The organism is Acidovorax sp. 100, assembly GCF_003688355.1.
Taxonomy (GTDB): domain Bacteria; phylum Pseudomonadota; class Gammaproteobacteria; order Burkholderiales; family Burkholderiaceae_C; genus Acidovorax; species Acidovorax delafieldii.
In genome coordinates this window covers 4,335,984-4,350,645 of record NZ_REFD01000001.1, presented here as the reverse complement: position 1 = coordinate 4,350,645, position 14,662 = coordinate 4,335,984, and the positions used below count along the sequence as shown (strand labels likewise).

General features: G+C 60.5%; 13 protein-coding genes. 12 read left to right on the top strand and 1 reads right to left on the bottom strand.

Annotated elements, in window-relative coordinates:
• The 10 genes from nuoG to C8C96_RS19870 all read left to right on the top strand — a co-directional run bounded on the left by nuoG (position 1) and on the right by C8C96_RS19870 (position 10,861).
• A complete protein-coding gene (nuoG, locus tag C8C96_RS19915) occupies positions 1 to 2,133 on the top strand; it encodes an NADH-quinone oxidoreductase subunit NuoG (RefSeq protein ID WP_121943394.1) in 2,133 nt (710 codons plus the stop codon).
• The gene (gene nuoH, locus C8C96_RS19910; protein WP_056061569.1) at positions 2,130 to 3,212 is read left to right on the top strand and encodes an NADH-quinone oxidoreductase subunit NuoH; all 1,083 of its coding nucleotides are present in this window, start codon (positions 2,130 to 2,132) and stop codon (positions 3,210 to 3,212) included. The genes nuoG and nuoH overlap by 4 nt, the downstream gene beginning before the upstream one ends.
• Positions 3,213 to 3,224: 12 nt before the next feature.
• A complete protein-coding gene (gene nuoI, locus C8C96_RS19905; RefSeq protein WP_010463942.1) occupies positions 3,225 to 3,737 on the top strand; it encodes an NADH-quinone oxidoreductase subunit NuoI in 513 nt (170 codons plus the stop codon).
• Between the two features lie 50 nt (positions 3,738 to 3,787).
• Complete coding sequence (locus C8C96_RS19900) at positions 3,788 to 4,453, top strand: NADH-quinone oxidoreductase subunit J (protein WP_121943393.1); 666 nt, start codon at positions 3,788 to 3,790, stop codon at positions 4,451 to 4,453.
• Positions 4,450 to 4,758 carry an NADH-quinone oxidoreductase subunit NuoK gene (gene nuoK / locus C8C96_RS19895; protein ID WP_005793248.1) on the top strand — a complete coding sequence of 103 codons (309 nt, stop codon included), beginning with the start codon at positions 4,450 to 4,452 and terminating at the stop codon, positions 4,756 to 4,758. Before C8C96_RS19900 ends, nuoK begins: the two co-directional genes overlap by 4 nt.
• A 31-nt stretch (positions 4,759 to 4,789) precedes the next feature.
• Positions 4,790 to 6,811, top strand: a complete 2,022-nt coding sequence (gene nuoL, locus C8C96_RS19890; RefSeq protein ID WP_056747685.1) for an NADH-quinone oxidoreductase subunit L — start codon at positions 4,790 to 4,792, stop codon at positions 6,809 to 6,811.
• 13 nt (positions 6,812 to 6,824) lie between these two features.
• Positions 6,825 to 8,300, top strand: coding sequence for an NADH-quinone oxidoreductase subunit M (locus C8C96_RS19885; RefSeq protein WP_056061577.1), 1,476 nt, complete (start codon positions 6,825 to 6,827; stop codon positions 8,298 to 8,300).
• A 29-nt stretch (positions 8,301 to 8,329) separates the two neighbouring features.
• Complete coding sequence (gene nuoN, locus C8C96_RS19880) at positions 8,330 to 9,823, top strand: NADH-quinone oxidoreductase subunit NuoN (RefSeq protein ID WP_056061579.1); 1,494 nt, start codon at positions 8,330 to 8,332, stop codon at positions 9,821 to 9,823.
• A 73-nt stretch (positions 9,824 to 9,896) separates the two neighbouring features.
• A complete protein-coding gene (locus C8C96_RS19875) occupies positions 9,897 to 10,202 on the top strand; it encodes a DUF2818 family protein (RefSeq protein WP_056061582.1) in 306 nt (101 codons plus the stop codon).
• Positions 10,203 to 10,378: 176 nt separating this feature from the next.
• Positions 10,379 to 10,861, top strand: a complete 483-nt coding sequence (locus tag C8C96_RS19870; protein WP_121944105.1) for a DUF1178 family protein — start codon at positions 10,379 to 10,381, stop codon at positions 10,859 to 10,861.
• A 47-nt stretch (positions 10,862 to 10,908) separates the two neighbouring features.
• On the opposite strand, the gene C8C96_RS19865 is transcribed toward C8C96_RS19870, so the two are convergent.
• A complete protein-coding gene (locus tag C8C96_RS19865) occupies positions 10,909 to 12,744 on the bottom strand; it encodes an ABC transporter transmembrane domain-containing protein (protein ID WP_121943392.1) in 1,836 nt (611 codons plus the stop codon).
• A 376-nt stretch (positions 12,745 to 13,120) separates the two neighbouring features.
• On the opposite strand from C8C96_RS19865, the gene C8C96_RS19860 reads away from it, so the two are divergent.
• On the top strand, positions 13,121 to 13,891 hold the full coding sequence (locus C8C96_RS19860; protein ID WP_015013285.1) for an ABC transporter ATP-binding protein: 771 nt from the start codon (positions 13,121 to 13,123) through the stop codon (positions 13,889 to 13,891).
• Complete coding sequence (locus C8C96_RS19855; RefSeq protein ID WP_056747689.1) at positions 13,891 to 14,604, top strand: ABC transporter ATP-binding protein; 714 nt, start codon at positions 13,891 to 13,893, stop codon at positions 14,602 to 14,604. Before C8C96_RS19860 ends, C8C96_RS19855 begins: the two co-directional genes overlap by 1 nt.
• The last annotated feature ends 58 nt before the right edge of the window (positions 14,605 to 14,662 follow it).

Below are 14,662 nucleotides of genomic sequence, written 5' to 3'. Positions count from 1 at the left end.
ATGGTTGAAATTGAACTGGACGGTCAGAAAGTGGAAGTCGCCGAGGGCTGCATGGTGATGCATGCGGCTGAAAAGGCTGGCACTTACATTCCGCATTTCTGCTACCACAAGAAGCTTTCGATCGCCGCCAACTGCCGCATGTGCCTGGTGGACGTGGAGAAGGCTCCCAAGCCCATGCCAGCCTGCGCCACGCCGGTCACGCAGGGCATGATCGTGCGTACCAAGAGCGACAAAGCCATCAAGGCGCAGCAGTCGGTCATGGAGTTTCTGCTCATCAACCACCCTCTGGACTGCCCCATCTGCGACCAGGGGGGCGAGTGCCAGTTGCAGGATCTGGCCGTGGGCTACGGTGGCTCCTCCTCGCGGTACGAGGAAGAAAAGCGCGTGGTGTTCCACAAGGACGTGGGCCCGCTGATCTCCATGGAGGAGATGAGCCGCTGCATCCACTGCACCCGTTGCGTGCGCTTCGGCCAGGAAGTGGCGGGCGTGATGGAACTCGGCATGATCCATCGTGGCGAGCATTCGGAAATCACCACGGTCACCGGCGACACGGTGGACTCCGAACTGTCGGGCAACATGATCGACATCTGCCCCGTGGGTGCATTGACCAGCAAGCCTTTCCGTTACAGCGCCCGTACCTGGGAACTGTCGCGCCGCCGCTCGGTGAGTCCACATGACTCCACCGGCGCTAACCTGATTGTTCAGGTCAAGAACCACAAGGTCATGCGCGTTGTCCCCTTTGAAAACGAGGCTGTCAACGAATGCTGGATTGCCGACCGCGACCGTTTCTCCTATGAATCGCTCAACGGTGACGACCGCCTGACCCAGCCCATGCTCAAGCAGGGCGGGGTGTGGAGGGAAGTCGACTGGCAGACTGCGTTGGAATACGTGGCCAATGGCCTCAAGAACATCAAGAACGACCACGGCGCTGCCAGCATTGGTGCGCTGGTGAGTCCTCACAGTACGTTGGAAGAGTTGTATCTGGCCAGCGCCCTGGTGCGCGGTCTTGGTAGCGACAACATCGACTATCGTCTGCGCAACGCCGAGTTCGCTGCTCCCGAAGGTATTCGCTGGCTCGGTACGTCCATCGCTTCGTTGTCCACGCTCCAGCGTGTGCTGGTCGTGGGTTCCAACCTGCGCAAGGACCATCCGTTGTTTGCGCAGCGCATCCGTCAGGCGGCCCGCCATGGCTGCCAGGTCAGTGCCATCGCTTCGGTATCCCATGACTGGGCCATGCCGGTGCAGACATTTGTGGCACAAGGTGCCGGCCAGTGGGTCGAGATGCTCGGAGGCATTGCTTCCGCCATCGCCCATGAAAAGGGCATTCCCGCTCCGCAAGGTGCCAGCGCGGCCAACGAGGCTGCCCAGGCCATCGCCCGCTCGCTGCTGGGCGGGGAGCGCAAGGCGGTGTTGCTGGGCAATGCGGCGGCGCACCACGCGCAAGCTACTCAGCTGCTGGCATGGGCCAACTGGATTGCAGAGAACACCGGTGCAACGGTGGGCTACCTGACAGAGGCCGCCAATACGGTGGGCGCGCAGTTTGCGGGCGCTCACCCTGTCAACGGTGGACTGAATGCGGCTCAAATGCTCTCCGGTGGTTTGAAGGCGGCGGTGCTGCTGAACACCGAGCCCGTCCATGATTCTGCGACGGGTGCTCAAGCTGCAACTGCTCTTGCTGGTGCAGAAATGGTGGTCACGTTGAGCCCCTTCAAGGCCAACATGGAGTTCAGTGACGTTTTGTTGCCAATTGCTCCGTTCACGGAAACTTCGGGCAGCTTTGTCAACGCCGAGGGACGCATACAGGGTTTCCACGCCGTGGTGCGCCCTCTGGGCGATACCCGTCCCGCTTGGAAGGTTCTGCGCGTGCTGGCCAACCTGCTGGGTGTGCCAGGCTTCGACTTTGAGACCTCCCAGGATGTTCTGGCTCGTGCGACGAACGCCGCTGCCGGTGCCGTTACGCAGGTGCCCGCCGCACAGTTGTCGAATGCAGTGAAGGCGTCGCCAGCCGCAACGGCTGCAGCTGGTGATCCGGTCGTGGCATCCATCTATCAACTGGACGGCTTGGTGCGCCGTTCTACGTCGCTGCAGCTCACTGCCGACGCACGCATGGCACGCGAAGGAGTGGCCGCATGATCGACGCGATCTACAACGCGGGCCTGAACCTGCTCTCCTTTGGGTGGTGGACCGGCATCGTCTGGCCAGTGCTCTGGATCCTGATCAAGATCGTCTGCATCCTGGCGCCGCTCATGGGTGCCGTGGCTTATCTCACTTTGTGGGAGCGCAAGCTGCTGGGCTTCATGCAAGTGCGCCACGGTCCCAACCGCGTGGGACCGATGGGTCTGCTGCAGCCCATTGCTGACGCACTGAAGCTGCTGACCAAGGAAATCATCCAGCCTACGGCGGCCAGCAAGGGCCTGTTTGTTCTCGGGCCAGTCATGGCCATCATGCCGGCCCTGGCTGCCTGGGTGGCCATTCCTTTCGGCCCCGATGTGGCCTTGGCGAATGTGAATGCTGGTCTGTTGTTGGTGATGGCCATCACTTCCATCGAAGTCTATGGCGTGATCATTGCGGGCTGGGCTTCCAACTCCAAGTACGCATTCTTGGGCGCACTGCGGGCCTCGGCACAGATGGTGAGCTACGAAATCGCGATGGGCTTTTGTTTCCTCGTCGTGATCATGGTGTCGGGCAGTATGAACCTGACGGAAATCGTGCTGGGTCAGGGGCGGGGCATGGCCGCAGACAAGGGCCTGACGTTCCTGTCCTGGAATTGGCTGCCCCTGCTGCCGATCTTCCTTGTGTACCTGATCTCCGGCGTGGCAGAAACCAACCGCCATCCCTTCGACGTGGTGGAAGGCGAGGCAGAAATCGTGGCCGGCCACATGGTCGAGTACTCCGGTATGGGCTTCGCGATCTTCTTCCTGGCCGAGTACGCCAGCATGTGGCTCGTGTCCATCCTGGCGGCTCTCATGTTCCTGGGCGGCTGGCTGTCTCCCATTGATAGCGCGGTGTTCAACTGGATTCCAGGCTGGATTTGGCTGGGTCTCAAGACCTTCCTTGTGGTATCCATGTTCATCTGGATCCGGGCTACCTTCCCGCGGTTCCGGTACGACCAGATCATGCGTCTGGGCTGGAAAATCTTCATTCCGGTCACGCTGGTGTACTTGTTGTTTGTTGGCGGGTGGTTGCTCTCGCCTTGGAATATCTGGAAATAAGCGGGGACACAAATGACTGCTGTTGCTGCTGCTGCACCTTTTTCGTTCAAGGATTTCTTCAAGAGCTTCATGCTCGTGGAGTTGCTCAAGGGGATGGCCCTGACTGGCCGCTACGCGTTTCGCCGCAAGGTGACCGTGCAGTTTCCCGAAGAGAAGACGCCTTTGTCGCCACGCTTTCGTGGCCTGCATGCACTGCGCCGTTATGACAACGGCGAGGAGCGTTGCATCGCTTGCAAGCTGTGCGAAGCCGTATGCCCTGCGATGGCCATCACCATCGAATCGGATGTGCGTGCAGATGGTTCGCGTCGCACTACGCGCTATGACATCGACCTGACCAAGTGCATCTTCTGCGGGTTCTGCGAAGAGAGCTGCCCGGTCGATTCGATTGTCGAGACACACATCTTTGAATACCACGGCGAAAAGCGTGGTGACCTGTATTTCACGAAGGACATGCTCTTGGCTGTGGGCGACCGGTACGAAGGTGAAATTGCGGCAGCCAAGGCTGCAGACGCCAAGTACCGCTGAGCGGTACGGGGTTCAGCCTCTTTGCCAGACTTTCTATAAAGACCCGATTCATGGACGCCAAGACTGGTTTCTTCTATCTCTTCTCGGTGGTGCTGCTGTTTGCAGCCTTCCGGGTGATCACTGCACGCAACCCTGTGCATGCAGTGCTGTATCTCATCCTTGCGTTCTCGCAGGCGGCGGCTGTTTGGCTGTTGCTCAAGGCAGAGTTCCTGGCAATTGCGCTGGTGCTGGTGTACCTGGGCGCAGTCATGGTGCTCTTCCTGTTCGTGGTGATGATGCTGGACATCCATATCGATACCGTACGCAAGGGGTTCTGGAAGCATTTCCCTTTGGCGGCCCTCATTGGGGCGGTCATCGCCCTGGAAATGGCGGCCGTGTTGATGGGGGGATTCCGCGGCATGGAAGAGCCCAAGGCCGTCGCTGTCATGGTCGATGCCGCTGGTCATGTGGTCCCGTACTCCAACACCAAGGCCTTGGGCAAGCTGCTGTACACCCAGTATCTGTATCCCGTTGAGATCGCAGCAGTCATTTTGCTGGTGGCCATGGTGGCCGCCATCGCACTGACCCTGCGTCAGCGCAAGGACAGCAAGGCCATCAATCCTTCAATGCAGATCCGAGTGCGTGCGGCCGATCGTCTGGCGGTGGTCAAGGTGACCGCCACCCAAAAGCCTGCTGAAGAGGCTGCGCAAGCTGCTGCCGAGGAGAAAAAAGCATGACGTTGACACTGGGCCACTTTTTGTCGCTGGGCGCCATGCTGTTTGCGCTCGCTGTGATCGGCATCTTCCTGAACCGCAAGAACCTGATCGTGCTGCTGATGGCGATCGAGCTCATGCTGCTGGCCGTGAACATGAACTTCGTGGCGTTCTCCCACTACCTGGGAGACATGCACGGCCAGGTGTTCGTGTTCTTTATCCTGACCGTGGCAGCCGCTGAATCGGCGATTGGCCTGGCCATCCTGGTGCTGCTGTTCCGCAACAAATCCAGTATCAACGCGGAAGACCTCAACACCCTCAAGGGTTGATGGGTCGCGAGTATTCCCAAGGTTCTCAAGAATGAGTCAAACCCTCTCTGCTTCAACCCTCCTGGCAGTGCCGTTGGCGCCGCTGGCAGGCGCCTTACTGGCTGGCGTCTTCGGTACGACCTTCGGTGGTAACTGGATCGGTCGTCGCCTGAGCCATACCCTGACCATCCTCGGGGTGCTGGTTGCTTTCATCCTCTCGGCGATGACGCTCAAGAGCGTGGCGCTCGATGGTGCCCGGTTCAATGAAACCCTGTACACCTGGATGGTGGTGGGTGGCTTGAAGATGGAAGTGGGCTTCCTGATCGACAGCCTCACGGCGATGATGATGGTGGTGGTGACCTTTGTGTCGCTGATGGTTCACATCTACACCATTGGCTACATGGAAGAAGACGAGGGCTACAACCGCTTCTTTGCCTACATTTCGCTGTTCACGTTCTCCATGCTCATGCTCGTCATGAGCAACAACCTGCTACAGCTATTCTTTGGCTGGGAGGCTGTGGGTCTGGTGTCCTACCTGCTCATCGGGTTCTGGTTCAACAAGCCTTCTGCCATCTTCGCCAACATGAAGGCGTTTCTGGTCAACCGTGTCGGCGACTTCGGCTTCATTCTGGGCATTGGTCTGATCGCAGCGTATACCGGCACCTTGAACTACGGCGAGATCTTCGCCAAGGCGGGTGAACTGGGCTCTCTGTCGTTCCCTGGCACCAGCTGGATGCTCGTCACGGTGATCTGCATCTGCCTGTTCATCGGCGCTATGGGCAAGTCAGCGCAGTTTCCCCTGCACGTCTGGCTGCCTGATTCGATGGAGGGTCCGACGCCCATCTCCGCGCTGATCCACGCTGCCACCATGGTGACCGCCGGTATTTTCATGGTGTCGCGCATGTCGCCTCTGTTCGAGCTGTCGGACACTGCGCTCAACTTCATCCTGGTGATCGGTGCCATCACAGCATTGTTCATGGGTTTCCTTGGCATCATCCAGAACGACATCAAGCGTGTGGTGGCGTACTCGACGCTCTCGCAGCTCGGCTACATGACAGTAGCGCTTGGCGCCTCGGCGTACTCGGTGGCTGTGTTCCACCTGATGACCCATGCGTTCTTCAAAGCCTTGTTGTTCCTGGGCGCAGGCTCGGTCATCATGGGCATGCACCACAACCAGGACATCCGCTGGATGGGCGGTGTGCGCAAGTACATGCCCATCACCTGGATCACCTCGCTGCTGGGTTCTATGGCCCTGATCGGCACGCCGCTGTTCTCGGGTTTCTATTCCAAGGACAGCATCATTGAGGCGGTGCACTTCAGCCATCTGCCAGCAGCCGGTTTTGCACATTTCGCAGTGCTCGCGGGTGTGTTCATCACGGCGTTCTATTCCTTTCGCATGTACTTCCTGGTCTTCCATGGCAAGGAGCGTTACGACCAGAATCCGGATGCCCACCACGACGATCACCATGGCCACGGCCACGATGATCACCACGAACCGCACGAATCTCCCTGGGTGGTGACGGTGCCTCTGGTGCTGTTGGCCATTCCTTCAGTGGTGGTGGGTTTCCTGTTCATCCAGCCCATGCTGTTTGGGGACTTCTTCAAGGATGTCATTTTTGTGGATGCGGCCAAGCATCCTTCCATGGCACACATGGCGGAGCATTTCCACAGTGCCTGGGCCATGGCATTGCATGGTCTGCAGACGGCACCGTTCTGGCTCGCATTGGCAGGTGTGGCGCTGTCGTACTACATGTACATGGTCAATCCTGCGTTGCCCACGGCGATCAAGGCGCGCGTACAGCCCATCTACACATTGCTTGAAAACAAGTACTACCTCGACTGGATCAACGAGAACATTCTGGCCCGTGGTGCACGTGCGCTGGGCGTGGGTCTCTGGAAGGGCGGGGATCAGGCTGTGATCGATGGTGCCCTGGTCAACGGGTCCTGGAAGCTGGTGCGGTGGGTGGCAGGTGCTGTGCGTTGGGTGCAGTCGGGCTTCATCTACCACTATGCGCTGGTCATGATCCTGGGTGTTTTCGTGCTCATGACGTATTTCGTCTGGCTCAACAAGTAGGAGAAGAATAAAAATGGGTCTGTTGAGTCTTGCAATCTGGACACCGATTGCGTTTGGCGTGCTGTTGCTCGCCATCGGGCGCGATGAGCACGCGCGTGCCGTGCGCTGGCTGGCGCTCGTCGGCGCGCTGATCGGCTTCCTGGTCACGCTGCCTTTGTACGATGGCTTCAAGCTGGGTACAGCAGCCATGCAGTTTGTGGAGAAGGCTGACTGGATCGAGCGCTTCAACGTCCACTACCACCTTGGGGTGGACGGCATTTCCTTCTGGTTCGTGCCGCTGACAGCATTCATCACCGTCATTGTGGTGATTGCTTCCTGGGAGTCGATCACGGAGCGCGTGAACCAGTACATGGGCGCTTTCCTGATCCTTTCGGGGCTCATGATCGGTGTGTTCAGCGCACTCGACGGCATTCTGTTCTATGTGTTCTTCGAGGCAACGCTGATCCCGATGTATCTGATCATCGGCATCTGGGGCGGCCCCAATAAGATCTACGCAGCGTTCAAGTTCTTCCTGTATACGCTGCTCGGGTCGCTGTTGATGCTCATCGCGCTGATCTACCTGTACAACCAGTCGGGTGGCAGCTTTGACATTGCGACCTGGCATCAGCTGCCGTTGAGCGGACGTGCACAGACCCTGCTGTTCTTCGCATTCTTTGCCGCCTTTGCTGTGAAGGTTCCCATGTGGCCCGTCCACACCTGGCTGCCCGATGTGCACGTGGAGGCGCCTACGGGCGGTTCAGCAGTGCTGGCCGCCATCATGCTGAAACTGGGTGCCTACGGTTTTCTGCGGTTTTCGCTGCCAATCGCTCCTGACGCTGCACGCCAGTGGGCTTGGCTGATGATTGCCTTGTCGCTGATCGCCGTGATCTATGTGGGCCTGGTGGCCATGGTCCAGAAGGACATGAAGAAGCTGGTGGCTTACTCGTCGGTGGCGCACATGGGTTTTGTGACCTTGGGCTTTTTCATCTTCAACGACCTGGGCGTGTCCGGCGGTATTGTCCAGATGATTGCGCACGGTTTTGTGTCCGGTGCGATGTTCTTGTCCATCGGTGTCTTGTACGACCGCGTGCACTCCCGTGAAATCGCCGCCTATGGTGGCGTGGTCAACACCATGCCGAACTTCACGGCGTTTGCCCTGCTGTTTGCCATGGCCAACTGCGGTCTGCCGGGTACGGCCGGTTTTGTGGGTGAGTGGATGGTGATCCTGGGTGCCGTCAAGGCCAATTTCTGGATCGGTCTGGCTGCCGCCACTGCGCTGATTTTTGGTGCTGCTTACACCCTGTGGATGTTCAAGCGTGTGTACTTGGGCCCCGTTGGCAATGACAACGTCAAGGGCTTGACGGACATCGACAGCCGCGAGTTCCTGGTGCTTGCTGTGCTGGGCATCGCGGTGCTGGCCATGGGCCTCTACCCCCGTCCGTTCACCGACGTGATGGACACCTCGGTGGCAGAACTGCTCAAGCATGTCGCGCAGACCAAGCTGAACTGAACAGACCAGACTGAACTGAGAGATTCGAGATGATTGACAACATCAGCTGGCTAGCGATTTACCCCGAAATTGTGCTGTTGACGATGGCCTGCGTGATTGCGCTGGTTGATCTGGGCGTACACAGCCCTCGTCGCACCAGCACCTACGTGCTGACCATGCTCACGCTGGCCGTGGTGGCTGCCCTGCAGGCCATGTATGCCAGCAGCGGCAATACCTTCTACGGTTTTGGAAACATGGTGGTGAGTGACGCCATGGGCAATTGGCTCAAGTGTTTTGCCACCGTGGCCATGATGGTCACCCTGGTGTATGGCCGCCCCTATGCTGCCGACCGCGACATGTTGCGGGGGGGCGAGCTCTTCACGCTGTCCATGTTCGCTTTGCTCGGCATGTTCATCATGATCTCGGGCAACAACTTCCTGGTGATCTACCTGGGGCTTGAATTGCTCACGCTGTCGAGCTATGCCCTGGTGGCATTGCGTCGCGACAACGCTACTGCTACAGAAGCGGCCATGAAGTATTTTGTGCTGGGCGCCATGGCCAGTGGCTTCCTGCTGTATGGGTTGTCCATGGTGTACGGTGCCACGGGCTCGCTGGATATTGGCCAAGTGTTCAAGGCAGTCAATTCCGGTCAGATCAAGCATCAGGTGCTGGTGTTCGGCTTGGTGTTTGTGGTAGCCGGTCTGGCCTTCAAGCTGGGGGTGGTGCCATTCCACATGTGGATTCCCGATGTCTACCAGGGCGCACCCACTGCAGTGACGCTGATGATTGGTGGTGCGCCCAAGCTGGCTGCATTTGCCATCACCATCCGTTTGCTGGTGGATGGTCTGCTGCCGCTGGCTATCGACTGGCAACAGATGCTGGCCGTGTTGGCGATTGGTTCTTTGCTCGTGGGTAACCTGGCAGCCATTGCGCAGACCAACCTCAAGCGCATGCTGGCCTACTCCACCATCTCCCAGATGGGCTTTGTGCTGCTGGGCCTGATGTCCGGGGTCATCAATGGCAACGTGGACGCCACTGCGGTGGAGAACGCCTACAGCGCCTCGATGTTCTACGTCATTACCTATGTGTTGACCACGCTGGCGGCCTTTGGTGTGATCCTGCTGCTGGCCCGGGAAGGTTTTGAGAGCGAAGAGATTTCCGATTTCGCAGGCCTCAATCAGCGGAGCCCCCTGTACGCTGGCGTGATGGCTGTCTGCCTGTTCTCCATGGCAGGTATTCCTCCTCTGGTGGGCTTCTATGCCAAGCTGGCGGTTCTTCAAGCCCTGATCGCTTCGGGGCAGACCATCTACATGGCGATGGCTGTGTTTGCCGTGATCATGTCGCTGATCGGTGCGTTCTACTACCTGCGGGTGGTGAAGGTCATGTATTTCGACGCACCCTTGACCGCTACCAATGTATCGGCGCCCGCCGATGTGCGCGTGGTGCTGACCATCAACGGCGCGTTGGTGCTGGTGTTGGGCTTGCTGCCAGGCGGTTTGATGGCCCTGTGTGCCGACGCCGTGGTCCGCGCACTGGCGACCTGATCGGTAGCCTGCGCGCACACGCCGCGCGGGTTACTGCTCCCATTCCCAATTTGCTGCCTCGATCAGTTCCTCTGTGTCACTTACCGGTTCGGTTTGGCTTGTGATTGTGGCGGCTTTGATTGCCGCCAATCTGCCCTTCGTCAATCAGCGCTGGCTGGTGGTGGGCCCCTCCGTCGCCAACGGCAAGCCTCTGGTCGGGCGCATGGCCGAACTGATCGTTTTGTACTTCTTGGTGGGCGGGATGGCTCTGTTGTTGGAGCGTCGTGCAGGCCAAATTGCACCTCAGGGCTGGGAGTTTTACGCCATCACCGGCACCATGTTTCTCACGCTGGCCTTCCCCGGGTTTGTCTATCGGTATCTGCTGCGGCGCCACGGCTGAAGCGGCGGTCGGTTCCGGGCAGAGCCATTCGACAAAGCTTTGAGGGCACTTCCCCGTTGCCAGCTGTAGGCCTGCAAATGGGGTGGAGTACTTCTGAACACAACTCTGCACCTGGACGTTGATGTGCCTGGTGGCGCCAATCATGGGATTGCGCTCACCAGCGTACGATGCATCTTATGAAGGTACTGGATCTCCAATGTCAGCACGGCCATGTGTTCGAAGGCTGGTTTGGTTCTGAAGATGACTTTCAGAGCCAGAAGCAGCGCGGGTTGGTGCAGTGCCCTTTGTGCGCAGACGTCCATATCGACAAGCGGCTGAGCGCGCCGCGCCTGAATCTGGGCGCCCGCGAGCCCGCCGCAGCTGCGGCGGCACCGTCCGGCACAACTTCTGTTTCGCGTGCTGTTTCCAGCGCGCAGGTCGAGGCATCGACGCTTCCCCCGGCGCTACAGGCAGCGTGGCTGGAGCTGGCCCGCAAGGTCGTCGCGAATACCGAAGATGTCGGCTCCCGGTTTGCCGACGAAGCCAGGCGCATGCACCACGGCGAGGTTCAGGATCGGGCCATTCGTGGCCAGGCCACCGCGCAGGAGGCGTTGCAGCTGCTGGATGAGGGGATTGCCGTCACGCCGTTGCCAGCGGCAGTCAAGGAAACCCTGCAGTAGCCACTGCACCCGGTCCTGGGGGTAGACCTTGCGGAATGGTGCCAGGATCAACTGGTGAACTGCAGTGCAGCCAGGCGCGCATACACCCCACCGTGTGCCATCAATGCGCTGTGGGTGCCTTGCTCCACGATCTGACCGTGGTCCAGCACCACGATGCGGTCGGCATTTTGTACCGTGGCCAGGCGGTGGGCGATCACCAGCGTGGTCCTTCTGCCCGTGTGGCGCTGCATGGCGGTGTCCAGCGCGGCCTGCACCATGCGCTCACTTTCTGCATCCAGTGCGCTGGTGGCCTCGTCCAGCAGCAACAGGGGCGGATTTTTGAGCATGGCTCGGGCAATGGCGATGCGCTGGCGCTGGCCGCCCGACAGGCGTACACCCCGCTCGCCCAGAAACGTGTGATAGCCCTCGGGCAGCGCTGCGATGAAGTCATGCGCAAAGGCAGCCTGGGTGGCCGCCATGACCTCTTCGTCGGAGGCGTCCGGACGGCCATAGCGGACGTTGTCCATGGCCGAGGCGGAGAAAATCACGGCATCCTGAGGCACGGTGCCCGTATGGGCGCGCAGTGTGTCCAAGCTCAGATCGCGGATGTCCACACCGTTCAATAGGATGCGTCCCTCTGGTGAACCCTGAGCGCCCGCCTCCCTGCCCCTATCCACGTCATAAAAGCGCTGTAGCAACTGAAACACCGTGGTCTTGCCCGCCCCGCTGGCGCCCACCAGTGCCACCGTCTCTCCGGGTGACAGGTGCAGCGAGAAGTTCTGCAGTGCGGGCTGATCCGGGCGCGACGGGTAGTGAAACTGCACGTTGTCAAACTGCACCTCCAGCCCTTGATCCGAAGTGGGCAGCCGCTTGGGTGTCGCAGGGTTTGCCACGGGGGACCGGCTCGACAGCAATTCCATCAAGCGCTCGGTGGCACCGGCAGCACGCAGCAGGTCTCCGTACACTTCGCCCAATACTGCCACCGCGCTCGCCAGCAGAATCACGTACACCACGGTCTGGCCCAGGTGGCCCGCACTCATCTGCCCGGCCAACACGGCTTCTGTGCCCCGGTACAGCCCCCACAGCAGCAGGGCCGCGTTGGCGATGATGATGAAGGCCACGAGCAAGGCGCGCGCCTTGGTGCGCTTGACTGCCGCGCGAAAGGCGTCTTCCGTGGCCCGCGCAAACCTTGAGGCCTCGCGTGGCTCTGCGGTATAGCTTTGCACCACGGGGATGGCGTTGAGCACTTCGGCCGCGATGGCGCTGGAGTCGGCCACGCGGTCCTGGCTGTCGCGTGACAATCGGCGCACCCTGCGACCGATCCACATCGTGGGCAGCACCACCAGCACGACGGCCAGCAGTACCACCGACATCACATAGGGATTCGTCCACACCAGCATGACCAGGGCACCCAGACCCAGAACCGCATTGCGCAGCCCCATGGACAGCGATGAGCCGACCACGGTCTGCACCAGTGTCGTGTCCGACGTCAGCCGCGACAGCACCTCGCCGGTTTGGGTGGTCTCGAAGAACTGGGGGCTTTGCTGCAGCACATGGCTGTAGACGGCGTTGCGCAGGTCAGCGGTGACGCGCTCGCCCAGCCAGCTCACCATATAGAAGCGCGCGGCCGAAAACCCGCCCAGTGCCATGGCCACCGCAAACAGCTCTTCAAAATGCCCGCGAAGGGCCATGGCCTGCGCTCCCCGCTCACCCGTTGCAGAGACCAGGCCTCCATCGATGAGATGGCGCAGTGCCATGGGAAACGCCAGTGTGGCCAATGCCGCCAGCACCAGGAACACCAGCGACAGTGCAATGCGCGCCCGATAAGGGCGCAAAAAGGGCAGCAGTCCCGTGAGCGAACGGGGCGCACCGCGGGTGGGCGTGGAGGAGGGGTGGGAGGGCATCGTGGCAGTGTAGGCGGCGCAGCCGGCGCTGCAGAAGGAGGAGGCACAGCCTCTCTCTCGATGTAGGTGGTGCCCACGGCGGTGAATACCAATGCTTGTCAGTAAAAAGTCAGTGATGGGCGCGGCGCTGCACCAGCACCGCGTGTGGTCTTCTGTGCCTGCCACGGCGCCAGATTGAGCATTGGCGCGCTGCCCGCGCCCGTACATCCCCAGCGCCATGCGCCCTCAGGGCGGGTACGTAGGCATTTATACATAGGCATTAGTCCCAGTATCTACCGCGGGGTAGGGAGACATACGATGCGTTGCGATCCAACCTCCCCGGAGACCTTGTTGCAAGGCTCCTCATTTCAGCACCTTACGGAGCGGCCAAGGCGCAATGAGCGACGTCATTCTTGAAACCAACAGCCTGACCAAAGAGTTCAAGGGCTTCACCGCCGTCAGCGATGTGAACCTGGCCGTTCGGCGCGGCTCCATCCATGCGCTGATCGGTCCCAATGGTGCGGGCAAGACCACGTGCTTCAACCTGCTCACCAAGTTCCTGGAGCCGACCTCGGGTGTCATCCGCTTCAACGGGCACGACATCACGCGAGAGCAGCCCGCACAGATTGCGCGCCGTGGAGTGATCCGGTCGTTCCAGATATCGGCCGTGTTTCCGCACCTGACACTCATCGAGAACGTGCGCCTGGGCCTGCAGCGCAAGCTGGGCACTTCGTTCCACTTTTGGCGCAGCGAGCGCACCCTGCGGCAGCTTGACGACCGTGCCATGCAACTGCTGACCGAGGTGGGGCTGGAAGACCTGGCCGATGAAGTGACCGTGAACCTGCCCTACGGCCGCAAGCGCGCACTGGAGATCGCGACCACGCTGTCCATGGAGCCCGAGTTGATGCTGCTGGACGAGCCCACGCAGGGCATGGGCCACGAAGACGTGGACCGCGTTACCCAGCTCATCAAGAAGGTCTCGGCAGGCCGCACCATCCTGATGGTGGAACACAACATGAAGGTGGTCTCCACCATCGCTGACCGCATCACGGTGCTGCAGCGCGGCGCCGTGCTGGCCGAAGGCCCCTACGCAGAAGTATCCAACAACCCCCAAGTCATGGAAGCCTACATGGGCACGACCGACGGCCAACTGCAGGGAGCGCACTGATGGCTGGCGCTCCCGCACTCGAAATCAAGAACCTCGAAGCCTGGTACGGCGAGTCGCATGTGCTGCACGGCGTGGACATCGTCGTCCAGCCGGGCGAGGTGGTCACGCTGCTGGGCCGCAACGGCGCAGGCCGCACCACCACCATGCGCGCCATCATGGGGCTGACCGGTGCGCGCAAGGGTTCGGTCAAGATCAACGGCGTGGAAACCGTGAACATGCCCACGCACCGTATTGCGCACCTGGGCGTGGGCTACTGCCCCGAAGAGCGTGGCATTTTCTCCAGCCTGTCGTGCGAAGAAAACCTGCTGCTGCCACCCGCCCTCAAGACGGGCACGCCGGGCATGTCGGTGCAGGAGATCTACGCCATGTTCCCCAACCTGGCCGAGCGCAAGAACAGCCAGGGCACGCGCCTGTCGGGCGGTGAACAGCAGATGCTGGCTGTGGCCCGCATCCTGCGCACTGGCGCCAATCTGCTGCTGCTCGATGAAATCTCCGAAGGCCTGGCGCCCGTCATCGTGCAGGCCCTGGCCCGCATGATCACCATGCTGCGCCAGAAGGGCTACACCGTGGTCATGGTTGAGCAGAACTTCCGTTTTGCCGCACCGCTGGCCGACCGGTTCTACGTGATGGAGCACGGCCGCATCGTGGAGAAGTTTGGCGCCGCCGAGCTGGAGGCCAAGATGCCCGTGCTCAACGAACTGCTGGGCGTCTGAGCCACGCCCACACCCTTTCCCCACCGTTTTCTTCCACCACACCCACAGGAGACAAATC